The organism is Thioalkalivibrio sp. ALE16, from assembly GCF_000381305.1.
Lineage (GTDB): Bacteria > Pseudomonadota > Gammaproteobacteria > Ectothiorhodospirales > Ectothiorhodospiraceae > Thioalkalivibrio.
Window position 1 is genome coordinate 61423 of record NZ_KB906364.1, and the last position, 24199, is coordinate 85621.

General features: G+C 66.8%; 19 protein-coding genes and 4 tRNA genes. 1 reads left to right on the forward strand and 22 read right to left on the reverse strand.

The window, feature by feature from the left end; translation table 11 throughout:
• Positions 1–135 precede the first annotated feature (135 nt).
• From F627_RS0110210 to F627_RS0110225, 4 genes are read right to left on the reverse strand one after another with little or no spacing between them, the layout of a single operon-like run.
• Positions 136–1752 (reverse strand): ABC transporter ATP-binding protein, encoded by a 1617-nt coding sequence (locus tag F627_RS0110210; RefSeq protein ID WP_018867489.1) that lies wholly within the window; start codon positions 1750–1752, stop codon positions 136–138.
• 2 nt (positions 1753–1754) lie between these two features.
• On the reverse strand, positions 1755–3023 hold the full coding sequence (locus F627_RS0110215; protein WP_018867490.1) for an ABC transporter permease: 1269 nt from the start codon (positions 3021–3023) through the stop codon (positions 1755–1757).
• Complete coding sequence (locus tag F627_RS0110220; protein ID WP_018867491.1) at positions 3016–4395, reverse strand: ABC transporter permease; 1380 nt, start codon at positions 4393–4395, stop codon at positions 3016–3018. Before F627_RS0110220 ends, F627_RS0110215 begins: the two co-directional genes overlap by 8 nt.
• A gap of 47 nt (positions 4396–4442) precedes the next feature.
• Complete coding sequence (locus F627_RS0110225; RefSeq protein ID WP_019583987.1) at positions 4443–6302, reverse strand: peptide-binding protein; 1860 nt, start codon at positions 6300–6302, stop codon at positions 4443–4445.
• A gap of 252 nt (positions 6303–6554) precedes the next feature.
• Between F627_RS0110225 and F627_RS0110230 the strand changes: the two genes are divergently transcribed.
• Entirely contained in the window at positions 6555–7358 is an 804-nt protein-coding gene (locus F627_RS0110230; protein WP_018867493.1) for an enoyl-ACP reductase, read from the forward strand.
• Between the two features lie 339 nt (positions 7359–7697).
• Here F627_RS0110230 and F627_RS0110235 read toward each other — a convergent pair whose 3' ends face one another.
• From F627_RS0110235 to tolR, 18 genes are all read right to left on the reverse strand, one after another.
• Entirely contained in the window at positions 7698–9587 is a 1890-nt protein-coding gene (locus F627_RS0110235; RefSeq protein ID WP_019583988.1) for a SurA N-terminal domain-containing protein, read from the reverse strand.
• 391 nt (positions 9588–9978) lie between these two features.
• Positions 9979–10055: transfer RNA gene (locus F627_RS0110240), tRNA-Asp, on the reverse strand.
• A 36-nt stretch (positions 10056–10091) separates the two neighbouring features.
• Positions 10092–10167 (reverse strand) — tRNA-Val (locus F627_RS0110245).
• A gap of 11 nt (positions 10168–10178) precedes the next feature.
• A complete protein-coding gene (locus F627_RS0110250) occupies positions 10179–10451 on the reverse strand; it encodes an HU family DNA-binding protein (RefSeq protein ID WP_017940837.1) in 273 nt (90 codons plus the stop codon).
• Between the two features lie 260 nt (positions 10452–10711).
• A complete protein-coding gene (gene lon / locus F627_RS0110255) occupies positions 10712–13177 on the reverse strand; it encodes an endopeptidase La (RefSeq protein WP_018867495.1) in 2466 nt (821 codons plus the stop codon).
• An 82-nt stretch (positions 13178–13259) separates the two neighbouring features.
• Positions 13260–14540: an ATP-dependent Clp protease ATP-binding subunit ClpX gene (gene clpX, locus F627_RS0110260; protein WP_018867496.1), complete on the reverse strand. Its 1281-nt coding sequence runs from the start codon at positions 14538–14540 to the stop codon at positions 13260–13262.
• A gap of 148 nt (positions 14541–14688) precedes the next feature.
• Positions 14689–15330, reverse strand: coding sequence for an ATP-dependent Clp endopeptidase proteolytic subunit ClpP (clpP, locus tag F627_RS0110265; RefSeq protein ID WP_018867497.1), 642 nt, complete (start codon positions 15328–15330; stop codon positions 14689–14691).
• A complete protein-coding gene (gene tig, locus F627_RS0110270) occupies positions 15327–16634 on the reverse strand; it encodes a trigger factor (protein ID WP_026279296.1) in 1308 nt (435 codons plus the stop codon). The genes clpP and tig overlap by 4 nt, the downstream gene beginning before the upstream one ends.
• A gap of 82 nt (positions 16635–16716) precedes the next feature.
• Positions 16717–16803: transfer RNA gene (locus F627_RS0110275), tRNA-Leu, on the reverse strand.
• A 122-nt stretch (positions 16804–16925) separates the two neighbouring features.
• Positions 16926–17001, reverse strand: a tRNA-Lys gene (locus F627_RS0110280).
• A 139-nt stretch (positions 17002–17140) separates the two neighbouring features.
• On the reverse strand, positions 17141–18409 hold the full coding sequence (locus F627_RS0110285; RefSeq protein ID WP_028484713.1) for a YeeE/YedE family protein: 1269 nt from the start codon (positions 18407–18409) through the stop codon (positions 17141–17143).
• Between the two features lie 138 nt (positions 18410–18547).
• Positions 18548–19234 carry a 7-cyano-7-deazaguanine synthase QueC gene (queC, locus tag F627_RS0110290; protein ID WP_019583989.1) on the reverse strand — a complete coding sequence of 229 codons (687 nt, stop codon included), beginning with the start codon at positions 19232–19234 and terminating at the stop codon, positions 18548–18550.
• Between the two features lies 1 nt (position 19235).
• On the reverse strand, positions 19236–19931 hold the full coding sequence (gene queE / locus F627_RS0110295; protein WP_018867501.1) for a 7-carboxy-7-deazaguanine synthase QueE: 696 nt from the start codon (positions 19929–19931) through the stop codon (positions 19236–19238).
• Positions 19928–20677, reverse strand: a complete 750-nt coding sequence (gene ybgF, locus F627_RS0110300; protein ID WP_018876940.1) for a tol-pal system protein YbgF — start codon at positions 20675–20677, stop codon at positions 19928–19930. Before ybgF ends, queE begins: the two co-directional genes overlap by 4 nt.
• 121 nt (positions 20678–20798) lie before the next feature.
• Positions 20799–21353 carry a peptidoglycan-associated lipoprotein Pal gene (gene pal / locus F627_RS0110305; RefSeq protein WP_018867503.1) on the reverse strand — a complete coding sequence of 185 codons (555 nt, stop codon included), beginning with the start codon at positions 21351–21353 and terminating at the stop codon, positions 20799–20801.
• 45 nt (positions 21354–21398) lie between these two features.
• Positions 21399–22685, reverse strand: a complete 1287-nt coding sequence (gene tolB / locus F627_RS0110310; protein ID WP_038037302.1) for a Tol-Pal system beta propeller repeat protein TolB — start codon at positions 22683–22685, stop codon at positions 21399–21401.
• 34 nt (positions 22686–22719) lie between these two features.
• The gene (gene tolA / locus F627_RS0110315; RefSeq protein ID WP_019583990.1) at positions 22720–23733 is read right to left on the reverse strand and encodes a cell envelope integrity protein TolA; all 1014 of its coding nucleotides are present in this window, start codon (positions 23731–23733) and stop codon (positions 22720–22722) included.
• 10 nt (positions 23734–23743) lie between these two features.
• Positions 23744–24196, reverse strand: a complete 453-nt coding sequence (tolR, locus tag F627_RS0110320) for a protein TolR (protein WP_018867506.1) — start codon at positions 24194–24196, stop codon at positions 23744–23746.
• Positions 24197–24199 lie beyond the last annotated feature (3 nt).

A 24199-nucleotide genomic window follows, 5' to 3' on the forward strand; every position in this document is an offset into this window, starting at 1 on the left:
ACCCGGGCCTTCTCCGTGCCCTCTGTGCCCTCAGTGGTGAAAACGCCCTTGACCTCGCCCTTCTTCGTGTCTTCGTGCGCTTCGTGGTGAATCAAAACGACCGCACCAAGGCACATTGCCGCCGGCTCGCCCGGTTCAGAGGTAGCGCGAGACGCGGGGCACGGCGTCCAGCAGGTGGCGGGTGTACTCGGCCTTCGGGCTGGCCAGCACCTCCTCGGTGGCGCCGATCTCTTCCATGCGTCCGTCGTGCATCACCAGCATGCGATCGGAGAAGTACTCGACCACGCCCATGTCGTGGGTGATGAAGATCATCGCCAGACGCCGCTCGGCCCGCAGCCGGGCAAGGATCTGCAGCACCTCTGCCTGCACCGACACGTCCAGCGCACTGGTGACCTCGTCGCAGATGATCACGTCCGGATCCAGCACCAGGGCCCGCGCGATCGCGATGCGCTGGCGCTGACCGCCGGAGAACTCGTGCGGATAGCGCCACAGGGTATCTTCCGGCAGCGCCACCTGCTGCAGGACCTGCCCGGCCAGGGCGATGCGTTCGTCCACGTCCGCCCCGATGCCGTGCACCGCCATCGGCTCGGTCAGCAGCGTCAGCACGTTCAGGCGCGGATTCAGGGACGAGGCCGGGTCCTGGAACACCACCTGCAGGTGGCGCCGCAGTCGGCGCAGGGGCTTGCGCGGCATGCGGGTCAGCGACTCGCCGCGGTAGCGGACCTCGCCACCGGTCGGTTCCACCAGGCGCAGGATGGCCCGGCCCAGGGTGGTCTTGCCACAGCCGGATTCGCCGACCACCGCCAGCACCTCGCCGTTCTCCAGCTCGAAACTGACATCGTCCACCGCGCGCACCACGTCGACCTGGCGGCGCATCAGCCCCTTGAGCACCGGGAAGTGCACCTGCAGCCCGGAGACCTGCAGCAGCGCATTGCGTCCGGCGCCCGGCACCGGCGGCAGCGGGGGCAGATTCTCCGGCAGGGCCTGGATCAGCTTGCGCGTATAAGCATCCTGCGGGTCGCGCAACAACGGCAGGCACTCGCCCTGCTCCACCAGCCGCCCCTCGCGCATCACCGCCACCCGGTCGGCCACCGAGGCCACCACCCCGAAGTCGTGGGTGATCAGCAGCACCGCCATGCCGTTCTTCTCGCGCAGGCGGTCGATCAGCTTCAGGATCTCGGCCTGGATGGTCACGTCCAGCGCGGTAGTCGGCTCGTCCGCGATCAGCAGGTCCGGCTCCGCCACCAGCGCCATCGCGATCATTACCCGCTGGCGCTGCCCGCCGGAGAGCTTGTGCGGATACTCGTCGCGGCGCTGTTCGGGGTTCGGCAGCTGCACCTCGCGCAGCACCTCCAGCGTGCGCGCGGCGCGCTGCTCCGGGCTCATCTGGGGGCGGTGCAGACGCAGCACCTCCTCGATCTGATCGCCCACGGTCAGCACCGGATTCAGCGAAGTCATCGGCTCCTGGAAGATCATCCCCACTCGGTCGCCGCGTACCTGCTGCATCGCCGGGGCTGGCAGCCCCAGCAGTTCCTGGCGTCCCTCGCGCCCGGCCAGCCAGACCTCGCCCGTGGGGCGCTCGAAGCCCTCGTCCAGCAGGCGCATGATGGCCAGCGCGGTGATCGACTTGCCGGAACCCGACTCCCCGACCAGCGCGAACAGTTCGCCACCGCGGATGGCGAAGCTCGCCTCCGCAACCAGCGGTGCCTCGCTGTCACGGTGACGGATCTGCAGGTTGCGCACCTCCAGCATGTTCAGCGCACCCCGCCGCTGGTCGCGCTGGTGGCACCGGCCGCCGGACGCGCGCCGGCATCGCGATTGGCACTGCGCGCGGCCGAGCGCGCGTGCGGGTCCACGGCGTCGCGCAGGGCCTCGCCGATCAGGTTGTAGGCGAACACCGTCAGGAAGATCGCCCCGCCGGGGAAGGCCGCCATCCACCAGTTGAAGGTGGAACTCTGTACCGCCTGGTTCAGCATCTGCCCCCAGGAGGGATCATCCACCAGACCCAGGCCGAGGAACGACAGCGTCGCCTCGGCGAGGATGGCCGAGGCGACCCCGAAACTGGCTGCCACCAGGATCGGCGCGATCCCGTTCGGCAGCATGTGCCGGAACAGGATCGACGGCAGCGACAGCCCCGACGCGATCGCCCCCTGCACGAAGTCCTGCTGGCGCAGGCGCAGGAACTCCGCGCGCACATAGCGCGCGTAGCCGGACCAGGAGGTCAGGCCGATGATCAGCATCATCAGGTACAGCGAGCGGCCGAAGAAGGCAACGAAGGTCAGCAGCAGGAACAGCGTCGGGATCGCCTCGAAGATCTCCACCAGGCGCATGCCGATGATGTCCACGATCCCCGAGAAGTAGCCCATCAGCCCGCCCAGGATCACCCCGATCCCCAGCGCGATCCCGGTGGCGATGAAGCCGATGGACAGCGCGATGCGCGAGGCGTGGATCATGCGCGAGAGGACATCCGCACCGGTGTCGTCAGTGCCGAACCAGTGCACCCGATCCGGCGCCTCGCGCGGGGCCTCCAGGCCGGTATCGGCATAGTCGCGCAGGTAGTCGCGCGGCGAATACGGGATCGGGGCGCGAATCACCGTCTGGTATTCGCCCATGCGCTCGGCCTCGCGGTACTGATCGTGGATCACCAGCGACGGCGGCGAGACCGTCTGCCAGGCCACCGCGGCCAGCACCGCGCCCAGCGCGGCCCACAGCCCGAAGCGTCGCCAGGGCCGCCCGGGCAGGCGCCAGAAGACCAGCGCCAGCACCAGCAGACCGAACAGCGTCACGTCGGCTGCCGTCAGATAGCGCAGGAAGGGCATCGCCCACTCGCCGTCGGTGGTCTGCACCAGCAGCGGATGGGAGGTCGCCAGCACCGGCGCGAGGATCGCCACCAGAGTCAACAGCGCGATCCAGCCAATCCCGAGGCGCGCGCCCCAGCGCAGCAGGACCTCGCCCACCACGCGCCGCGCCCAGGAGCGGCTGCGGCGACCCCCGGTTTCCGGATGGCGGCTCGGCTCAGTCATAGTTCACCCGCGGATCGACGATGGCGTAGGCGAGGTCCGCCAGCAGGTAGCCGACCAGGGTCAGCACCCCGGAGATCAGGGTGATCGACAGCACCAGTTCGCGGTCGCGCGTCTGCACGGCCTCCACCGCCAGCTTGCCCATGCCGTCAATGGAGAAGATGGCCTCCACGATCACCGACCCGGCCAGCAGCGAGGGCAGCAGGGTGGCGGACACGGTGATCAGCGGCAGCAGGGAGTTGCGGAACACGTGGCGCCACAGCACGTCGTGCTCGGCGACCCCCTTGGCCCGCGCGGTGCGCGCATAGTCCGAGGTCAGGTTCTCCAGCACCGCCGAGCGCGACAGCTTGGCCAGGAACGCCAGCCCGCCGTAGGACAGACACAGCACCGGCAGCACCAGATGCCAGGCCCGATCCAGCAGGAAGCCGGGCACCATGCTGCCCGGCGCCAGTCCGAGGGCCAGCGCAAGCCCCGCGCCCAGCCCCAGCGTGCCCAGATAGAAGCCGCGCAGCACCCCCCAGTCACTGTGCGCCATCAGCCAGCCGACCGCGGCGCCGACCCCCATGGCGACCCCGGTACTGACCGTCCCGGCAACGGCCAGGTCGCGGAACATCAGCCAGCCACACAGGGCCCCGAGCACGGCCCCGAGCCCGCCACGGATCCGCGCCGGCAGGGTTCGCGCCAGGTAGATCCCCAGGGCCGCGCCCAGAAACGGCAGGACCAGCAGCAGCGGCAGGGCCCACACCACCTCCACCGTCGGCAGGAAGGTCATGTCCAGTGCCGCGCGCTGGCTGATGCCCCCGGTGGGAAACCACTGCCAGAACTGGTCGGAGGCGAAGAAGCCGATCAGCAGCACGCCCGCCAGCATGGTCGGCACCGACCACAGCGCCAGCAACACTACGCCGGATTGCGAGTCGAAGGCCTGGCCGTGCTGGGTGGCCGCTCGCACCCCCACGGCCACCGCGACGATGTAGATCAGCGGGATCGACAGCACGTTCAGCAGCAGCGTAATTGGCAACCGCTCCGCGATCAGGTCGACCACCGGGCGGCCGTAGCGAAAACTGGTCCCCAGGTTGGGCGCCTTGAAGTGCGGCCATCCGGTCAGCGAACCGTCCGCGTCCTGGGCGAATCCGATCGGCGAGATGTTGTTGAGCCAGCGTCCGAACTGCACCGGCGCCGGTTGATCCAGGCCGTAGAGGCGGTTGTAGTACTCCTCCATCGCCTTCTGCGCCTGCGGCTCCAGGCCCTGCCCCTCCACCAGGGTCAGGGCGCTGATGCCCCCGGGCGCCGCCGCCATCACCGCGAACACGACCACGGTGATGCCGAACAGGGTCGGCACCATCAGGATCATGCGGCGCAGGATATAGGTCAGCATCCTGCGCGCCGCCTGCCAATCGATTCCACTACGTGGCCCATAGGCGACTACTGTCCGTAGCGCTGGAGTTCGAAGGGCACGTAGATCTCCAGCGGCACCGCCCCGAGGTTAAGCCCCAGCGCGGTCTGTTCCAGGTTCTGGATGCGCCGATCGATGAAGGCCAGCGTCTGGCGCCGCATCAGGAAGGTGTAGGGCTGGTCCTCGTGCAGGATGCGCTCGGCCTCGCGCCACAGCTCCATGCGCGCCGGCTCGTCCACCTCGCCGCGGGCCGCCTCGATGATCGCGTCCAGCTCGGGGTTCTGGTAGTGGATAAAGTTGTCGCCGCCGGAAACGGTCTGGCTGGAGTGGAACATCTGGTAGATATCCACCTCGACGCCACTGGTCCAGCCCAGCGTGATGGCGTCGAAGTCCTGGCGACTGAGCTTTTCCAGCATCACCGACCACTCGGTCGGCTGGGGTCGCATCTCCACTCCGGCACGCGCATAGAGATCGCGCAGGAACAGAGCGATCCGTCGGGTGTCCTCGTTGTCCTGGAAATACGCCAGTTCGAAGGAGAACGGCTCCCCGTCCTCGTTGACCAGCACGCCGTCGCGATTGCGCTCGCGATAGCCGGCCTCGGCGAGCAGCTCCAGGGCCCGCTCGACATCAAAGGGGATGGGTTCGAGATCCGGATTGTGCTGATCGCTGCGCGGCGAGAACGGCGAGATCGCCCGCTCGGCATACCCCAGCATGACCTCCTCGATCAGCCGGTCGACGTCCGTCAGGTAGCTCATCGCCTTGCGCACCCGCGGATCGGCGAAGCGCGTTGGCTCGCCGTTGCGCTGCTGATTCCAGGCGATATAGGAATAGCCCGCCGTCGGACTCATGTACTCGTGGGTGTCCGCGCGTTCGCGCAGCGCCTCGTCGTCACGTAGCCGGGCGTATTCACGGGGCCGGGCGCCGTAGACATCGATATCCCGGTTGCGGAAGGTGGTCAGGCGCGCGCTGTCGTTCTGGATTACGCGCCAGACCAGGCGATCCAATGGCGGCTCGATCGGACCCCAGTAGCGCGGGTTGCGCTCCAGCTCGATGCGCCCGGCGTCCGGCGTCCAGCCGGTCGGGTCCTCCAGCCGGTAGGGGCCGGAACCGAGCAGGATGCCGCGCGACTCGTTGAAGGTCTCGGGGTCCTCCAGGTAGCGCTCGTAGAAGTGCTTCGGCAGCACATCGAGGCCCCCGGCCACCCGCATCGCATCGAAAAACGGTTCCTCGAACACGAACCGTACCGTGCGTTCGTCCACGGCCTCCACCGCCTCGACCTTCTCCAGGAAGGCACGCGCCCGCGGCACCGCGATAGCATCGGTCATCAGGAAATCGAAGGTGAACTCGACGTCCTCCGCGGTCAGTGGCTCGCCATCGGAAAACTGCGGCCCCGAACGCAGGCGGAAGGTCAGCTCCGTCCCGCTGTCGTCAAATTCCCAGGACTCGGCCAGCAGACCCTGCCATTCCAGGGTGTCCGGATCGCGAACCACCAGCGACTCCAGCACATAGTTCTGCACCTCGGAGGCATAGGCATCCGAGGACACATACGGCGTAATGGTCGCGAGCCCGGTGCCAAAGGCCTGCACCAGCCAGTCACCCTCGGCGTAGTCCTCCTGCTCCGCGGCCCGTGCCGCGCGGCGGAAGGCCGACGGGACCGCGTCCGCCCGCGGGCCCTGCTCGGCCTCCATGCCGGCGAAACGTCCCGAGGCCAGGTCCGACTCCAGCCCCTGCAGGCTGCGCCGCAGCGCCCGCAGGTCCCGAGCCTGCTCGCTCATGGTGTTCTGCATGGAGGCCATGCGCTGCCACTGGCGGTCGATCTGGACCATCACCAGCAGCAACAGGATGCCCAGCACGATCAGGGTCACGATCCAACCGAAATGACGACTCACAAGACCTCCGGGTTGTTGCGCTGGCCGCCCGCCACACTGTTTTCGGCATGACGGGCGAGCGGTCGCGGGGACCGCGGGTGCTGGCACTATAGCAAGCCACCTGCTTCGGCTCATCGGGTGCTGGCCGCACTAGCACCACATCGGTATGATCCCGGAGACAGTCGCGCCCGTCCCCGGTTCCGCAGCCGGGCGGGCGCCGTCGAGACGGCCCGCCCGGGTACGTCCGCACGGATCCGAACCAAGGAGTGTCACATGGGTTTTCTGAAGGGCAAGCGCGCACTGATCGTCGGCGTTGCCAGCAACCGTTCCATCGCCTACGGCATTGCCGCGGCCATGCATCGCGAGGGCGCCGAGCTCGCCTTCACCTACCAGAACGAACGCCTGCGCGATCGCGTCGAGAAACTGGTCGCGGACTTCGACTCCGACATCCTGGTGCCCTGCAACGTCGAGGATGACCGCGAGATCGAACAGGTCTTCGAGCACCTGGACAATTACTGGGACGGCGTCGACATCCTGGTGCACTCGGTGGCCTTCGCACCCAAGGAGCAACTGGAAGGCGACTTCCTCGACAACATGACCCGCGACGGCTTCCGCATCGCGCACGACGTCAGCTCCTACAGCCTCGCGGCCTTTGCCAAGGCCGGCCGCGCGATGATGAAGGATCGAGACGCCTCCATCCTTACCCTCAGCTATCTGGGCGCCGAACGCTCGATGCCCAACTACAACGTGATGGGTCTGGCCAAGGCGAGCCTGGAGGCGAACGTCCGTTACCTGGCCTATACGCTGGGACCGGAGAGCACCCGGGTGAACGCGATCTCCGCCGGCCCGATCCGCACCCTCGCGGCCTCCGGGATCGGCGAGTTCAAGCGCATCCTCGACCACGTCGAGGCCAATGCCCCGCTGCGGCGCAACGTGACCACCGAACAGGTCGGAAACGCCGGCGCCTTCCTCTGCTCCGATCTCGCCTCCGGCATCACCGGCGAGATCATGTATGTCGACTCCGGCTACAACACGGTGGGCCTGGGCGCGGCCGAGATCGGCCTCGACAACAAGTAGCTCGCAGGCTTCGGCCCCGATGCCGCCTCTTCCCGTGGCAGACATGGAAAAGCCCGGCCCGCATGAGCGGAGCCGGGCTTTCTTGTTTTCGGGCTGCAACCGGTCTCGGCCAATCAAACCCGCTCGGCATTAGCGGCCATAAGGCAAGGGCGTTGAACCACAGAGTGCACAGAGGACACGGAGAATTCGCAGGGACTGCTTAGCGCGAAGGTATTCCGAGAGACAGGACAAACGCATCGCTCCCCGCGCCCCGTCCAGTCAGTCACAATCGACGTTCTCCGTGGGCTCCGTCTCCTCCGTGGTGTTACGTCCCTTGGCCTTTCCAAACAACGACTCAGGCTAGTCGAGCGCGTCGGGGAAGCGCTTGATGTCGGCCTGCTCTTCCAGCCAGGCGAGGTAGGCCCGGAATTCGGCGCTGCCATAGGCATTACCGATCTGGTCACGCGCCTGCTGGCGTGCAGCGGCATCGGCGGCGTCCTCGCCCATACGCACCTCTTCCAGCACGGTCACGGCAAAGTCGCCGTCGCCGATCCGGGCACCGGCGATCTCCACCGCGCCCTCGCCCGGGGCCGGCAGGCGGAACAGGTGGTCCTGCAAGCCGGTGGGCAGTTCCGCGGCGCGCTCGCGGGTGACCTCGACCGAGCGACTCCAGGCCCCGTTCTCGTCCGCCTCTGAGGCCCAGTCCTCCGCCGCGGTCAGGCGCTCGATCAGGGCCTCGCCGGCTTCACGGGCAGCATCGGCCGCCGCCTGACGCTGCAGGCGCTCGCGAATCGTGTCTTCCACCTCCGCCAGCGGGCGCAGCTCGGACGGCTGGTGTTCGTCGATCCGCAGGATCACGGTGGAGCCGTCCTGCAGGTCGATCGCCTCGCTGTTGTGGCCGTCTTCCAGCACCCGCGGATCAAACGCCGCGTTTCGAATGGAGCGGTGCCGCGCAATGCCGTCCCCGGAGCCCCGCGAGAACCAGTCGCTGGTCTGGATCTCCAGCCCGGTCGCATCGGCCGCCGGCTCCAGGCTGTCGGGGAACTCGATCCCCAGCGCCATCATGTCGTCCAGGGCGTCAATCTGCATCTGCTCCGCCGTGCGATCGCGCAGATCCTGCTCGACCTCGTCGCGGACCTCTTCGAACGGCTGCGGCTGGGCCTCCTGGATCGCGGTCACCTCCAGGATGAACCAGCCTCGCTCGGTGCGCACCGGCTGGCTGATCAGATCCTTCGGCAGGGTGAAGATCACGGTCTCCAGCGTCGAGCCCAGGTCCCCCCGGGCGATCTCGCCCATTCGCCCGCCACGGTCGGCGGTCAGGCTGTCCTCCGAGTATTCCTCGGCCAGCTCGGCAAAGTCCTCGCCGGCCTCCAGCCGCTCGCGCAGCTCGCGGATGCGGGCCTCGCCCTCCTCGCCCGTGTCCTGAATACGGATCTGGCGCACCTCGCGCAGCTCCGGCTGCTCGTAGCGGCTGCGGTTCACCCGGTAGTGCTCGCGCACCTGGTCCTCGGTGACCTCGACCCCGGCCTCCAGGCCCTCCGGATCCAGCCGGAGATAACTCACCCGTACGCGCTCGGTGGTGGTGAACTCATCGGGATTGGCTTCGTAGTACGCCTGGATGGCGTCCTCGTCCACCACGTCCGGACGGTCGAACTCGTCCGCGGAGAAGACCCGCCAGCTGGCCACGCGGGTCTGGTTGCGCAGACGACTGTAGTCTTCCACCAGGCTTTCCGGTACCACGCCGGTCGCCTGGATCCCCCGCTGGATCTGCGACAGCACAATGCTGCGCGCGATGTCCTGTTCGAAGTCCGCAGGACTGATGCGCTGGGCGTTCAGCAGCTGGCTGTAGCGTTCGCGGCTGAAGCGCCCCTCTTCCTGAAAGACCGGCATGCCGCGGATCTCGCGCAGCACGCTGTCACCGGCGGCCTTGAACCCGGCGGAATCCGCCGCCTGGCGCAACAGTTCCTGACGGATCAGCGTCTCCAGGGCCTGCAGGCGGATGCCCTGCTCGTCGAGCACATCATCGGGGATCTCGCCGCCGAACATGCGCGCCATTTCGTCGCGCTGGGCGCGCGCTTCCTGATGCACATCGCGCACCGCGATATCCGTGCCGTTCACCTCGGCCGCCACCAGCGGGCCGGCCCCGCCGAAGTACTCGCCCAGGCCCCACAGGGCAAAGGGAATGGTGATCAGGCCGATGATCACATAGGCGAGCCAGCCGCTCGCCCGGTCACGAATCGCTTGCAACATGATGGTCTCTGCTCACTCCGCCGTGGAGAGGAAATCGGGAATCAACCGCCGATGGTAGCAGGCGCGCCCGCGCACGTCTGCGCCTAGGTTATCCACCACGAAGCGCACGAAGGCACGAAGAAGGGCAAGGTCAAAGGCGTTTGCACCACAGAGGACACGGAGGGCACGGAGAAAGTCGATAGCGATCCGCGGGAAGGACAGAGCATCGTAGGATTGGAAGGATGAAGTTGTGTCAGGGGGGGCAAGCCGCGTGTTGCCGCGGCCCCGAATTCCTTGCCCTTCTCCGCGTCCTTCGTGTTCTCTGTGGTGCAAACGCCCTTGACCTTCTTTGCTCCTGGATCGCAATAGCCAAGAAAAGAAAAAGGCGCCACAAGGGCGCCTTTCTCGGAGATGGCGGAGCGGACGGGACTCGAACCCGCGACCCCCGGCGTGACAGGCCGGTATTCTAACCAGCTGAACTACCGCTCCGTATTCTTGCAGTGCAACCAGGGTCAGGGCTGCACTTGGTGGGTGCTGACGGGTTCGAACCGCCGACATTCGCCTTGTAAGGGCGACGCTCTACCAACTGAGCTAAGCACCCGATAAAGCGCGCTAGTTTACTCGATCCTTGAGCGCTTTACCAGCCTTGAACGAAGGCGTTTTCGAAGCGGCGATCTGGATGGTCTGACCGGTACGCGGGTTACGACCGGTGCGGGCCTCACGCTCGCGCACCAGGAAGGTACCGAAGCCGACAAGGGAGACCTGGTCACCCTTGGCGAGGGTGTCGCCAACAACACTTACCATGGCATCCACGATCCGGCCGGCCTGGGCCTTGGGGACATCGGCTTCCGCCGCGATCGCGTCGATCAGTTCGGATTTATTCATGAAGCGCTTCCTTATCTCAGTGGTGACTCAGGCTTTCTGCCGGACTGGGCCTAGCTTACACCAGCCGGAGGCCTTTTCTCCATGGCCCCGCAACTGCCCTCGGCGAGAAATCAGGTGATGCGGATGGGGTTATAGCAAGCCCCCGGAAAACGAGTCAAACGCGATCTCCTGACCGCCCCCGCATGGGTGTGATCCAGTCCACAAAAAACCGCGGAGCCCCGGTCTGCGGGTCCCCGCGGTTTCCGTCCGTTTACAGACGCTTAGTGGTGCCGAACCCGGCGACGGCCGGATTCCTTGGCCGGTTTGACGACTTCTTCGACCTTTTCCGGGGTCTCGCCCGCCTTGCCCTCCGGCATATGCGTCAGCGCCACCTCCAGGACCTCGTCGATCCAGCGCACCGGGCGAATATCGAGCTTCTGCTTGATGTTCTTCGGGATGTCGACCAGATCCTTCTCGTTTTCTTCGGGGATCAGGACCGTGCGGATCCCGCCGCGATGGGCGGCCAGCAGCTTCTCCTTCAACCCGCCGATCGGGAGGACCTGGCCGCGCAGGGTGATCTCCCCGGTCATCGCCACATCCGCTCGCACCGGGATCCCGGTCAGTGCCGAGACGATCGCGGTGCACATGCCGATACCGGCAGATGGTCCGTCCTTGGGCGTCGCACCCTCCGGCACGTGGATATGCAGGTCCTTCTTCTCGTGGAAGTTTTCCTCCAGCCCCAGGGCCTCGGCACGCGAGCGCACCACGGTCAGCGCCGCGTGGATGGATTCCTGCATCACGTCGCCGAGCTTCCCGGTCTGCTGGGTCTTGCCCTTGCCCGGGACCACGCTGGCCTCGATAGTCAGCAGCTCGCCCCCGACCTCGGTCCAGGCCAGACCGGTCACCTGACCGATCTGATCGTTCTCCTCGGCCAGGCCGAAGCGGAAACGGCGCACGCCCAGGTACTTCTCCAGCGTCTTCGGGGTCACCGATGTGGTCCGCGCACGCTCCTTCTCGCTGGCCAGCAGGCGCTGCTTGGCCACCTTGCGGCAGACCTTGGCGATCTCGCGCTCCAGCGAGCGCACACCGGCCTCCCGGGTGTAATAGCGCACGATGTCGCGCACCGCCGCATCGGAGATCTGGATCTCGGCCGGCTTCAGGCCATTGGCCTTGATCTGCTTGTCGAGCAGGTAGTTGTGGGCGATGTTGACCTTCTCGTCCTCGGTGTAGCCGGACAGCCGGATGACTTCCATGCGATCCAGCAGCGGCCCGGGGATGTGCATGCTGTTGGCCGTGGCCACGAACATCACGTCGGACAGGTCGAAATCGACCTCCAGATAGTGGTCGCTGAAGGTGTGGTTCTGCTCCGGATCCAGCACCTCGAGCATGGCCGAGGCGGGGTCGCCGCGGAAATCCATCGCCATCTTGTCGATCTCGTCGAGCAGGAACAGCGGGTTGCGCACCCCGACCTTGGCCAGGTTCTGGATGATCTTGCCCGGCAGCGAGCCGATGTAGGTGCGACGGTGGCCGCGGATCTCGGCCTCGTCACGCACCCCGCCCAGCGCCATGCGCATGAACTTGCGGTTGGTCGCACGGGCGATGGACTGACCCAGCGAGGTCTTGCCGACGCCGGGCGGGCCCACCAGGCACAGGATCGGGCCCTTCAGCTTGCGCACTCGCGACTGCACGGCGAGGTACTCGAGGATGCGTTCCTTGACCTCTTCCAGGCCGTAGTGGTCCTCGTTGAGGATCTTCTCGGCACGCGCCAGATCCTTGCTGACCCGGGTCTTCTTCTTCCACGGGACATTGACCAGCCAGTCGATGTAGCTGCGCACGACGGTGGCCTCGGCCGACATCGGCGACATCATCTTCAGCTTGTTCAGCTCGGCGGTGGCCTTCTTCTTGGCCTCCTCCGGCATCCCGGCCTTCTCGATCTTCTCGGCCAGGTCTTCCTGTTCGTTCGGCGCGTCCTCGAGGTCGCCCAGCTCCTTCTGAATGGCCTTCATCTGCTCATTCAGGTAGTACTCGCGCTGGGACTTCTCCATCTGCTGCTTCACGCGGCCGCGGATCTTCTTCTCGATCTGCAGCACGTCCATCTCGCCCTCGATCTTGGCGACCAGGTGCTCCAGGCGTTCGCGCACATTGGCGATCTCGAGGACCTGCTGCTTCTCCTCGAGCTTCAGGGACATGTGCGCGGCGATGGTATCGGCCAGGCGCGAGGTGTCGTCGATCCCGGCCAGCGAAGTCAGGATCTCCGGCGGGACCTTCTTGTTCAGCTTGATGTACTGCTCGAACTGGTTCAGCGCGGAGCGGCCGAGGACCTCGAGTTCCTTGTCCTCGGTGTCGTATTCCTCGTCGATCAGGCGAATGTCGGAGACGAAGTAGTCCTCCTCCTTCTCCGCATCGCCGGTGGTGGAAACATCCATCACGCGGGCGCGCTGGGCCCCCTCCACCAGCACCTTGATGGTGCCGTCGGGCAGGCGCAGCAGTTGCAGGATGTTGCCCAGGGTACCGATATCGTGCAGATCGCCGGCTTCGGGTTCGTCGACCTCGGCGCTCTTCTGGGCGACCAGCAGGACCTGCTTGTTCTCGGCCATGGCCGAATCCAGCGCGCGGATCGACTTCTCGCGACCCACGAACAGCGGGATGACCATGTGCGGATAGACCACGACATCGCGCAGCGGCAGCACCGCGACGCGCTTGACGGGGGAGTCCACCTCGTTCTGGGAGGAGTGGGTATCGGTCATGTTGCCCCCTCAGGGCTGGACGAATGTACAGGAGGAAGTGGGGGCGGCGGCGCCCATTTCAAGGGCGCCGCAACACTTCCGCTCAGGAATCCGCGGCCGCCTGCTTCTTGGCGAACGAGTCGTTCTCGTACACCAGATACGGTTCGGCATCGCCGCGGATCACCGCCTCGTCGATCACCACCTTGCTGACGCCTTCCATGGACGGCAGCTCGTACATGGTGTCGAGCAGGATGTTCTCCATGATGGTGCGCAGGCCGCGCGCCCCGGTCTTGCGCTCCATCGCCTTGTGGGCGATCGCGGACAGGGCATCGTCGCGGAACTCCAGTTCCACCCCTTCCATCTCGAACAGGCGGGCGTACTGCTTGACCAGGGCGTTCTTCGGCTGGGTCAGGATGGTGATCAGCGCGTCCTCGTCCAGCTCGTCCAGGGTCGCCTGCACCGGCAGGCGCCCCACGAACTCGGGGATCAGCCCATAGCGCACCAGGTCGTCGGCCTCCAGCTGCTTGAGCCACTGGCCACCGGACTTGGCCGCCTCGGTGGTACGCAGCTCGGCGCCAAAGCCGATGCCGCCCTTCTCGGCGCGCTGCTGGATGACCTTCTCCAGCCCGGAGAAGGCCCCGCCGCAGATGAACAGGATGTTGCTGGTATCGACCTGCAGGAACTCCTGCTGCGGATGCTTGCGTCCGCCCTGCGGGGGGACCGAGGCGGTGGTGCCCTCGATCAGCTTCAGCAACGCCTGCTGCACACCCTCGCCCGAGACGTCACGGGTGATGGAGGGGTTGTCCGACTTGCGCGAGACCTTGTCGATCTCGTCGATGTAGACGATGCCGTTCTCGGCCTTCTCCACATCGTAGTCGCACTTCTGCAGCAGCTTCTGGATGATGTTCTCGACATCCTCGCCCACGTAACCGGCCTCGGTCAGCGTGGTCGCGTCGGCGATGGTGAACGGGACGTTCAGTACTCGCGCCAGCGTCTCGGCCAGCAGCGTCTTGCCGGAGCCGGTCGGGCCGATCAGCATGATGTTCGACTTGGACAGCTCGACATCGTCCTTGCCGGCCTTGGCCTGCAGACGCTTGTAGTGGTTGTACACCGCGACCGAGAGGATCTTCTTCGCGGAGTTCTGGCCGATCACGTAGTCGTCCAGGATCGCGCGGATCTCGTGCGGTGTCGGGAGGGAATCCCGCTCGGTGTGGCCGGCCTCCTGCATCTCCTCGCGGATGATGTCATTGCACAGCTCGACGCACTCGTCGCAGATGAATACGGATGGCCCGGCGATCAGCTTGCGCACCTCGTGCTGACTCTTTCCGCAGAAAGAACAGTACAGGAGCTTGCCGTCGGCGGAGGGGGTGGTTTCGTCGCTCATCCGTTTGCCTCGGTTGCGATTTCAGTGTTCTTCAAAACATGCCCCGTTTGCCTGTGAGTTGCAAACGGGCCAAGCAGAAGTCCGGTATTGAGGCCCCGCCCCGGAGCCGGTCTCCGGGGCGCGGTTGCGATCGGCGCGGACGAGGGGATCAGTCGTCCGCGGAGTTGCGGTGGGTCAGGACGTGGTCGACCAGGCCGTATTCCTTGGCGTCGGTCGCGGTCATGAAGCGGTCGCGATCGGTGTCCTGCTCGATCTTCTCGATCGGCTGGCCGGTGTGGTGGGCCAGTACGCGGTTCAGCTCGTCGCGGATCTTCAGGATCTCGCGGGCATGGATATCGATATCCGACGCCTGACCCTGAAAGCCGCCCAGCGGCTGGTGGATCATCACCCGCGAGTGCGGCAGCGTATGGCGCTTGCCGGGGGCCCCGCCCGCCAGCAGAACAGCGCCCATGCTCGCGGCCTGGCCCACGCACAGCGTGCTGACCTCGGGCTTGATGAACTGCATGGTGTCGTAGATCGCCATGCCGGCGGTGACCGCGCCCCCCGGGGAGTTGATGTACAGGCTGATCTCCTTGTCCGGGTTCTCCGACTCGAGGAACAGCAGCTGAGCCACGATCACGTTGGCCATGTAGTCCTCGACCGGACCCACACAGAAGATGACCCGGTCCTTCAGCAGACGGGAATAGATGTCGTAGGCGCGCTCGCCGCGGGCGGTCTGTTCGACCACCATCGGGACCAGGTTCAGGCCCTGGGCATGCTGCGCACCCTGGTCGGCCATGTCGTGGCTCATTCAGTCGACTCCTTGTTCGGATTCATGACGTCCTGGAAGCTGGTTTCCTTCTCGGTGACCTTGGCCTGCTCGACCACCCAGTCGACCACCTGGTCTTCCAGCACCAGCGACTCCAGGTTGCTCTTGGCCTGGGGATTGGAGCGGTAGTAGTTCTTCACCTCTTCCGGGTCCTCGTAGGTCGCGGCCATCTCCTCGAGATCGCGCTCGACGCGCTCGGCGTCCACCTCGAAGCCCTTCTGGTCGATGATCGCACGCAGGGCCAGCCCCAGGCGGACACGGCGCTTCGCTTCGTCCTCGAACAGGCTGTCCGGCAGCGGCTGGGTCTGCTCGGCGCCACCGAAGCGCTTCTCGGCTTCCTCGCGCAGACGGTTGATCTCCGATTTCACCAGGGCGTCCGGCAGGTCGAAGTCGTGCTTGTCGACCACGGCCTCCAGGACCTGCTGCTTCACCCGGCCCTTCAGGGCCTGACGCAGTTCCCGCTCCATATTGGACCGCACATCAGCGCGAAGTTTCTCCACCGAGCCGTCCTCGATGCCGAATTTCTTCGCGAACTCTTCGTCGACCTCCGGCAGCTTGGGCCCCTCGACCTGCTTGATGGTCAGGGCGAACTGCGCGGTCTGGCCCTTCAGGTTCTCCGCCGGGTAATCCTCGGGGAAGGTGACGTCGATGGTCGGCTCCTCTCCGGCCTTCACGCCCTTGAGCTGCTTCTCGAAGCTCTCGATCAGGCGCCCGGCGCCGACCTCGACCTGGAAGTCCTCGGCCTTGCCGCCCTCGAACTCCTCGCCGTTCAGGGTGCCGACGAAGTCCAGGGTGACACGGTCGCCCTTCTTCGCCTTGCGCTTGACCTCGGCCCACTCCTTGTTCTGCTCGCGCAGCGAGTCAATTACGCGGTCGATGTCCTCGTCCGCCACCTCGGCCTTCGGCCGCTCGATCTCGACGTCGGCGAAGTCGGCCACCTGCACCTCCGGGAACACCTGGAAGCTGGCGGTGAACTCGATGGCGTCGCCGCCCTCCAGGCTGGTCGGCTCGATGCTCGGGTTACCGGCCGGTTCCAGGCCCTCCTGCTGCACCGCCTCGCGGTAGCTCTCCTGCAGGACCTCGCTCAGCACCTCCTGGTAGACGCCGGTGCCATAGCGCTGGCGCACCACCTTCAGCGGGACCTTGCCCGGGCGAAACCCGTCCAGCTTGACCCGCTTGGCCAGGGACTTCAGGCGGTTGTCGACCTCGGTGTCGACCCGCTCGGAGGGGACCTGGATGGTCATCTTGCGTTCCAGGTTGCCGGTGGCTTCAACAGAAACTTGCATGGAGGGCCTCGTCATAGTTCGGATATCGGTCATCCCTGCCGATCGCAGTGGTAACCTTCATGGCGTTGGGAAATGCGGACTGTGGTGCGAAAGGAGAGACTCGAACTCTCACGGGTTTTACCCCACTGGGACCTAAACCCAGCGCGTCTACCAGTTCCGCCACTTTCGCGATCTTGCAGAAAACTCTTGTTGTGTTCGCGCGTTAGCCGCGCATTCTAGCGTGTTCCCCGCCCGCAAACACAAAAGGCCCGTATGAACGGGCCCTTGTGCCGGCGCGGGGACCGGAGAAAATGGTGGGTCGTGTAGGATTCGAACCTACGACCAATTGGTTAAAAGCCAACTGCTCTACCAACTGAGCTAACGACCCTTTTCGGTTTGGCCGGCGGCGACCCCGCGGGTCGCCCTGGCCGAGCTGCAAAACCGAAGGCCCGGGATCACCGGGCCTCCAGTGCCGCGTAGTTTACGGCGCGGCGGGGAAAACGCAAGGCGCCCCCGCCGCTACGCCATCAGATGGCTTCCAGCTTGCGCATGCCACCCGGCAGCAGCTTCATGTCCACCAGCGAGGTGATCAGCGCCTTGCCGAAGGAGGCCTCGTCTTCGTAGACCATCTTGTAGTACTGGATCTTCATGGTCAGCGCGGCCCCGAAGACGATCATGATAAAGGTCAGGAAGCCGCCCAGCGCGAGCGTGGAGATCCCGGTGATGCCCTGGCCGATGGTGCAGCCCATCGCCAGCACGCCACCGAAGCCCATCAGGATCGCGCCGATGAAGTGGTTCACGAAGTCGCGCACCGAGGCGAACCACTCGAAGCGGAACGCACGGGTAACCAGGGCCCAGAAGAAGGAGCCGAGGATCACGCCGGCCAGCGCCATCACGCCGAAGTACAGCACGGTGTTGTCAAACCCGCTCGACACGTAACGCAGGCTCTGGCCCATCGGATTGATGAAGGTGAACGACTGGTTGGCCCACGGGGCACTCTCGGACGGGCGCTCACCCGCGTCTGCATCGGCCACGAAGTCCCAATCGGCCACGTAGGCCTGCGGGGTATAGGTGTCCATGCCATCGTCGATCTGGATGTTGCTGGTCAGCCACCAGGCGCCGAGCACCATCAGGCCGATCACCAGACCGCCCAGGATGTTGTCAAAGCTCTTGCGGAAGTCCGCGGCCTTGAAGATCAGGGCCAGCAGCAGCACGCCGATCACCGCGCCCAGCACCAGGCGGGCGGTCAGGCCGTTCTCTTCGCCGGCCACCAGGGTACCCAGGTCCTGGCCCGCCGGGGTGGAGATGGCCAGCGCGGTGGTCCAGTCCATGAACAGCAGGGAATAGAGGGTATCGGAAGTACCCGGCAGCGGGCGCACCATGTAGTAGGCGATGATCGCGATCACGATCAGCACCATCAGCGACTTGATGTTGCCGCCACCGACGCGCACCAGGGTCTTGTTCCCGCAGCCGGAGGCGTAGGTCATGCCGATCCCGAACAGGAAGCCGCCCAGGGCATGCTCGACCCACTGGAACTCGCTCATGCGGTAGTTCGGGAAGGAACCGTCGGCGCTCAGCACCCCGAAGAACTCGAGGATGGCCACGCCCAGCATGGCCACGGCGATCGCCAGCAGCCAGGAGCGCATACGCCCGGTATCACCCATGTTCACCCAGTCGGAGACGGCGCCCATGGTGCAGAAGTTGGTCTTGTTCGCCACGGCCCCCATGATGAAGGCGAGGATGAACGCCCCACCGAGGAACGCCATCGCGGCAGTTGAAAAACTGGAGAATTCCATCACGTATCCTCTCGACGAAAGATTTCAGGGCAGGCCTGCACCCACGGGGTGCGCAGCATACATCGGACGCTAGACGAGATCGAGCCCGTTTTCATTCCTGCGGGAACGAACATGCAGCCGGCGGGCTGCCGGCGGGCATCACGCGGGGATATAGCGGGTCGGGTCCGGCACGCCGGCCGCAGCAAAGCCCTCGCACCGGATGCGGCAACTGTCGCAGCGGCCGCAGGCGCGCCCCTCGGCATCGGCCTGATAGCAGCTGACCGTCCGGCTGTAGTCCACCCCGAGCTCGCTGCCCGCCCGGATGATCTCGGCCTTGGACAGGTGCATCAGCGGCGCCCGCACCTCCCAGGGCGTGCCCTCGACCCCGCTGCGGGTGGCCACCCGGGCCAGGTCTCGGAACGCGTCGATGAAGGCCGGACGGCAATCCGGATAACCGGAATAGTCCACCGCATTGGCGCCGACGTAGAGCAGCCGCGCGTCCAGGGTCTCGGCCAGCCCCAGGGCCAGGGCCAGAAACACCGTGTTGCGCGCCGGCACGTAGGTCACCGGGATGCCCTCGGTCGGCGCGGTCGGTACGTCGATCGCCGTGTCTGTCAGCGCCGAGCCGCCGATGGCGCTCAGGTCCACCGCCACCACGCGGTGGTCGGTCACGCCCTGGTCCGCGGCGACCCGCCGCGCAGCCTCCAGCTCGGTCCGGTGGCGCTGTCCATAGTCAATGGACAGGGCATGGCACTCCAGGCCTTCGGCGCGCGCCATGGCCAGGCAGGTCGCCGAGTCGAGCCCGCCCGAGAGCAGCACCACGGCCTGTTCCGCGCGTTCGTTCATATCAGCGGCCCGGCTGATCGCCCCAGAGGAGCTTGTGCAGCTGCACCTGGAAGCGTACCGGCACACGTTCGGCCACGATCCAGTCAGCCAGGGTCCGCGGCTCCAGTTCGCCGAACACGGGCGAGAACAGGACCTCGACCTCCGGGTCCAGCCCCAGGCGCTCGAGCTCGGCCCGGGCCCAGTCAAAGTCTGCGCGCCCGGCCAGCACGAACTTCAGCTGGTCCCCGGCCTTCAGCCGCGGAATGTTATCGGGGAGGTTGCGTTCGGCCTCCTTCGAGCCCGGCGCCTTCCAGTCCATCACGATGGCGACCCGGGGGTCGACACCGGCGATGTCCATCGCCCCGCTGGTCTCCAGCGACACCGTGAACCCGGCGTCGCACAGTGCCTCCAGCAGCGGCAGGCAGCCCGGCTGGGCCAGGGGTTCACCACCGGTCACGCAGACATGCCGCACCCCGGTGCGCCCGACCCAGTCGAGGACCGTCGGCAACATCAGCGCCTCGCCGCCCTCGAAGGCGTATTCGCTGTCGCACCAGCGGCAGCGCAGCGGGCAACCGGTCAGGCGCACGAAGGCCGTGGGCCAGCCGACCTGCGCCGCCTCGCCCTGCAGCGAGACAAACATCTCGCTGATCCGCAGCCGCACCGACGCCGGGTCGACGACCCCCGAGCCACGGGCGTCACGCAACGGGGCGGTGGTCATTGGGCGCGATCGATCCGCTGCAGGCGTTCGCGGGCCAGGCGGTCCAGTGTCGTACCGCCATAGTCGGCACGCACTGCCTCCAGGGCCTCGCGGGCCGCATCGAAGTCCTCCAGCTCGTAGTGGGAGTACCCGATCTTCAGCAGTGCATCCCCACTCTTGTCGCTTTCGGGGAAATCCTCGCGCAGGCGCTGGAAGTCCTCGAGCGCCGCCTCGAATTCGCCGCTGGCGTACTTCGCCTCCGCCAGCCAGTACCACGCATTCGCGGTAAAGCTCCCCTCGGGGTAATCCTCGATGAACCGCTCCAGCTTGCGCATGGCGGTGGCAAAGTCGCCGGCCATCAGGTCGTCAAAGGCCTCCTGATAGGCGGCCTGCTCGTCGGCCTCCGGCAGATCCAGCTCGACCACCTCCTCGCGCGGGGCCGCATCCGGCGCCGGCCCTCCGCCCTCGACGGCGGCCACGCGCTCGTCCAGGTGGCGGAACTGGTCGCGCTGACGGGTACTGAGGCGGTTCACCTCGTGGCGCAGGGTCTCCACCTCCCCGCGCAGTTCGCGCAGGTCCCGGTTCAGCGACTCGGAGACCTGCAGCAGCTCGTTCATCGCGCTGGAGTCCAGCACGCGTTCGATACGGTCCAGGCGCCGATCCAGCTGGCGGATCTGCGACTGGGTCGCGAACACGGTGTCGTCCTGCGCCCCGGCGGTCCCCGGCATCAGAGCCAGCGGGGTCAGGACAAAGGCCGCGGCCAGCATGGCCGCCAGGAACGGCCCCGGGCGCGCCGGGTTCCGAAACAGAAATGCCCCCGAGGGGGCATCTCCGCAAGACGTACTGAACATCGATCGCATCTGGCTTCCCGGGTTTACCTACCCTGACTCAGCGCCGGGATTCGTAGACGAGCTCGACCCGGCGGTTCTTGGCCCAGGCCTCCTCGTTCTGCTGGAAGGCCACCGGCATCTCCTCACCATAACTGATGACCTCGAGCTGGTCATCCGAGGCGCCGTTCAGATTCAGCACCCGCCGCACGGACTGCGCACGGCGTTCGCCCAAGGCCAGGTTGTATTCGCGGGTGCCGCGCTCATCCGTATGCCCCTCCAGGCGCATGCGCGCGCCGGGGTTCTCCGCCAGGTAGGCCGCGTGGGCCTCCAGCATCGGCATGAATTCGGACTTCACCTCGTCACGGTCGAAGTCGAAGTAGACCAGGCGCTCGGCCAGCGGACTGTCCGGGTCGTCCAGGGCGGCGGCATCGAACTCCCGGTCGCGACCGATCCCACGGGCCTCGGCGGCCTCGCGTTCGGCCCGCTCCTGCTCGGCGGCACGTTCGCGCTCGGCGGCACGCTCGGCATCCTCGGCATCGCGGGTCGGAGTGGCACAAGCCGACAGGGCCGCGATCACCACGGCGGCAAGGGTCAGACGAAACGCGTTGTTCATGGTGTTGGTTCCTCGAAAGAAGGTGACAGTCAAAGGGTCCGAAAATCAGTTCAGGGGTGACCAGGCCGGCTCGCGCACCTCGCCTTCGCGGGCGGCCAGACGCTGGTGCACCTGACCGTCGCGGCTGACGGAACCGAGCACGCCCCGCCCCCCGTCGGTCATGGCATACAGGATCATGCTGCCATTGGGGGCAAAGCTTGGCGACTCTGCATCGCGTCCGTCCGTGAGGCGCGTCACACGGCGGTCATCCAGATCGAGGCGGGCCAGCTGAAATCCGCCGTCACCCCCATGGACATACACCAGCGACCGCCCGTCCGGCGAGATGGTGGCGGCGGCCGCGTAGCCGCTCTCGAAGGTCAGACGCCGCGCATTCCCGCCGCCGGCTGGCTGGGCGTAGATCTGCGGGGCCCCCGCGCGGTCGGAGGTGAAATAGATCGTCTCGCCGTCCGGCGACCAGACCGGCTCGGTCTCGATCGCGCTGGAACGCGTCAGCTGCCGCAGCTCCCCGGAGGCCAGGTCCATCACATAGATATTCGGCGAGCCGTCGCGCGACAGGCTCAGCGCCAGTTGGCGACCGTCCGGGGACCAGGCCGGGGCACTGTTGATCCCGGTGAAGCTGGCGATGCGCGAGCGCTCGCCGGTCTCCACATTCTGGCGAAAGACCTCGGAACGGCGGTTCTCGAACGAGACGTAGACCAGCTCGCGGCCATCCGGGGACCAGTCCGGCGACATGATCGGATCCTCGGAGCGGAACAGAGTCCGCGGATTGGCCCCGTCGGAGTCGGCCACCTCCAGTCGGAAGGTGCGCGAGTCGTTCCGGCGCTCGACACTGACGAACGCGATACGCGCGCTGAAGGCGCCCGGGTCGCCGGTGATCTGTTCGTAGACGATGTCCGATACGCGGTGGGCGCCCCTCCGGAGCATGTCCGCCGGCACCGGGATGCGCCAGCCACCCAGGCGCTCCTCCGCCAGCACGTCGAACACGTGGAACTCCACGATCACGTTGTCCCCGTCCGGGCGCTTGGAGCCCACCACCAGGTACTCCATGCCGGCGTCGGCCCAGGGCTGCGCGATGAAGTCGGCCGGGCCCGAGGGGGCCCGCGGCAGCCCCTCGCGCTCGACGTCGAACAGACCGCTACGGGTCAGATTCGCGGCCAGGATTCGCCCCACATCCTCGTCCGGGCGGCCCTCGCCCTCCCAGGTGAACGGTGCGACCGCGACCGGAATGGCCCCGGTCACACCCTCGGTCACGGTCACTTCCAGCACCGCGTGAGCCTGCGCCGACCACAGCAGCGCCAGCCCCAGCAGCATCGCGTGAATCATTCGTTGCATGGTGTTCCTCGTGGCCCGGTTGGGAGCGGGCCGGTCAGTCGGGCTCGAAACGGATGCGTACCCCGCCGCGCACGGCATCCGCGTCGGGCGGACGCGGCAGCGAGGACAAACGGTCCATGGTCTGGCGGACCGATTCGCAGAAGGCGGACCCGCCCGAGCAGCTCTCGATATCGAAATTGATGATACGCCCGGTCTCGTTGACACGCACGAGAACAATGGCACGGTCCGACGCATCCAGACCCGAGGGCTGGCGCCAGCGCCGCTGCACCACCGACTGCACCTGGGCACGCCATTCGTTCAGCTCCTGGTCCAGCTGCGCCTGGCGCTCGGCAGCCTCGCGTTGCGCCTGTGCCTCGGCCAGACGTTCGCGCTCGCGCTCCATCGCCTCGCGCCGGCGCTGCTCTTCCAGTTCACGCTCCTGCTCGGCGCGACGCTCGGCCTCCTCCCGCTCGCGGCGTTCGGCCTCCTCGCGTTCGCGCCGCTCCGCCTCTTCCCGCGCCTGGCGCTCCGCCTCCTCGCGCTCCCGCCGCTCGGCTTCCTCGCGTTCGCGCGCCTCCTCGGCCTCGCGCCGCGCCTGCTCCGCGGCCTCGCGTTCCTGGCGGATGCGCTCGCGCTCGGCCTCGGCCTCCTCGCGCGCGCGGCGCCGCTCTTCCTCCGCCTCGCGGCGCGCCTGCTCGGCCTCTTCCAGCGCCTGCTGGCGCGCGCGCTCGGCTTCCTCGCGGCGGCGCTGTTCCTCGGCCTGGCGCCGTTCCTCCTCGCGCCGGGCCTGCTCCTCGGCACGGCGGCGCTCCTCTTCCGCTCGCAGCTGCTCGGCGACCTGCTCCTGTTCGGCCACCTCGCGCTGGTGCTCGATGCGGTCGAAGGTCTCGGCATCCACCGCGACCGCGTCGATCACCTCGATATCCTCCTGCACCGAGATCTCCACCGCCGCCCGGGTCGAGGTCGGCGACATCAGGCTCACGTTCAGCAGCAACGCCGCGAACAGCACCCCGTGCAGGATCAGGACGAGGAGCAGGCTGAGGGGGTGACGGCGCAGGAGCTCGAACACGGCGTGTAGCTCAGTCCTGGTTGTTACGTGGCGGTTCGGTGATCAAGCCGACACGACCGCCCCCGGCGCGCTGCAGGGCGACCATTGCATCGATCACCCGGCCGTAGTCCACGTTGCGGTCCCCGCGCACGAAGGTCTGGGTGCCCGGATTCTCGGCGAGGAACTCGCGCACGATCTCGGTCATCTCCTGCGGCGCCAGCGGCTCGTTCACGTACGGGCCCTGGTTCAGGCTCATGGCCCCGGAAGCATCCACGGTGACCACCAGTGGCTCGGCCGCGGATGGATCCTCGTCCAGGGCCTCGGCATCGGCCTCCGGCAGATCGACCTCCACCCCCTGCTGCAGCATCGGGGCGGTGATCATAAAAATGATCAGCAGGACCAGCATCACGTCGATGAACGGCACGACGTTGATCTGCGACATGGGCCGCCGCAGGCGGCGGCTGTTGCGACGCGACTCGGCCATGGT

Coding starts and splice junctions, on each gene's coding strand:
- pal (WP_018867503.1), bottom strand. CDS start 21,353: ATGAACAACGCGTTTCGTCTGACCCTTGCCGCCGTGGTGATCGCGGCC.
- tig (WP_026279296.1), bottom strand. CDS start 16,634: ATGCAAGTTTCTGTTGAAGCCACCGGCAACCTGGAACGCAAGATGACC.
- F627_RS0110220 (WP_018867491.1), bottom strand. CDS start 4,395: ATGCTGACCTATATCCTGCGCCGCATGATCCTGATGGTGCCGACCCTG.
- ybgF (WP_018876940.1), bottom strand. CDS start 20,677: ATGCTGGCCGCGGCCTTTGTCCTGACCCCGCTGGCTCTGATGCCGGGG.
- tolR (WP_018867506.1), bottom strand. CDS start 24,196: ATGGCCGAGTCGCGTCGCAACAGCCGCCGCCTGCGGCGGCCCATGTCG.
- queC (WP_019583989.1), bottom strand. CDS start 19,234: ATGAACGAACGCGCGGAACAGGCCGTGGTGCTGCTCTCGGGCGGGCTC.
- F627_RS0110210 (WP_018867489.1), bottom strand. CDS start 1,752: ATGCTGGAGGTGCGCAACCTGCAGATCCGTCACCGTGACAGCGAGGCA.
- F627_RS0110215 (WP_018867490.1), bottom strand. CDS start 3,023: ATGACTGAGCCGAGCCGCCATCCGGAAACCGGGGGTCGCCGCAGCCGC.
- clpX (WP_018867496.1), bottom strand. CDS start 14,540: ATGAGCGACGAAACCACCCCCTCCGCCGACGGCAAGCTCCTGTACTGT.
- F627_RS0110235 (WP_019583988.1), bottom strand. CDS start 9,587: ATGTTGCAAGCGATTCGTGACCGGGCGAGCGGCTGGCTCGCCTATGTG.
- clpP (WP_018867497.1), bottom strand. CDS start 15,330: ATGAGCCACGACATGGCCGACCAGGGTGCGCAGCATGCCCAGGGCCTG.
- F627_RS0110250 (WP_017940837.1), bottom strand. CDS start 10,451: ATGAATAAATCCGAACTGATCGACGCGATCGCGGCGGAAGCCGATGTC.
- F627_RS0110230 (WP_018867493.1), top strand. CDS start 6,555: ATGGGTTTTCTGAAGGGCAAGCGCGCACTGATCGTCGGCGTTGCCAGC.
- tolB (WP_038037302.1), bottom strand. CDS start 22,685: ATGCAACGAATGATTCACGCGATGCTGCTGGGGCTGGCGCTGCTGTGG.
- queE (WP_018867501.1), bottom strand. CDS start 19,931: ATGACCACCGCCCCGTTGCGTGACGCCCGTGGCTCGGGGGTCGTCGAC.
- lon (WP_018867495.1), bottom strand. CDS start 13,177: ATGACCGATACCCACTCCTCCCAGAACGAGGTGGACTCCCCCGTCAAG.
- F627_RS0110285 (WP_028484713.1), bottom strand. CDS start 18,409: ATGGAATTCTCCAGTTTTTCAACTGCCGCGATGGCGTTCCTCGGTGGG.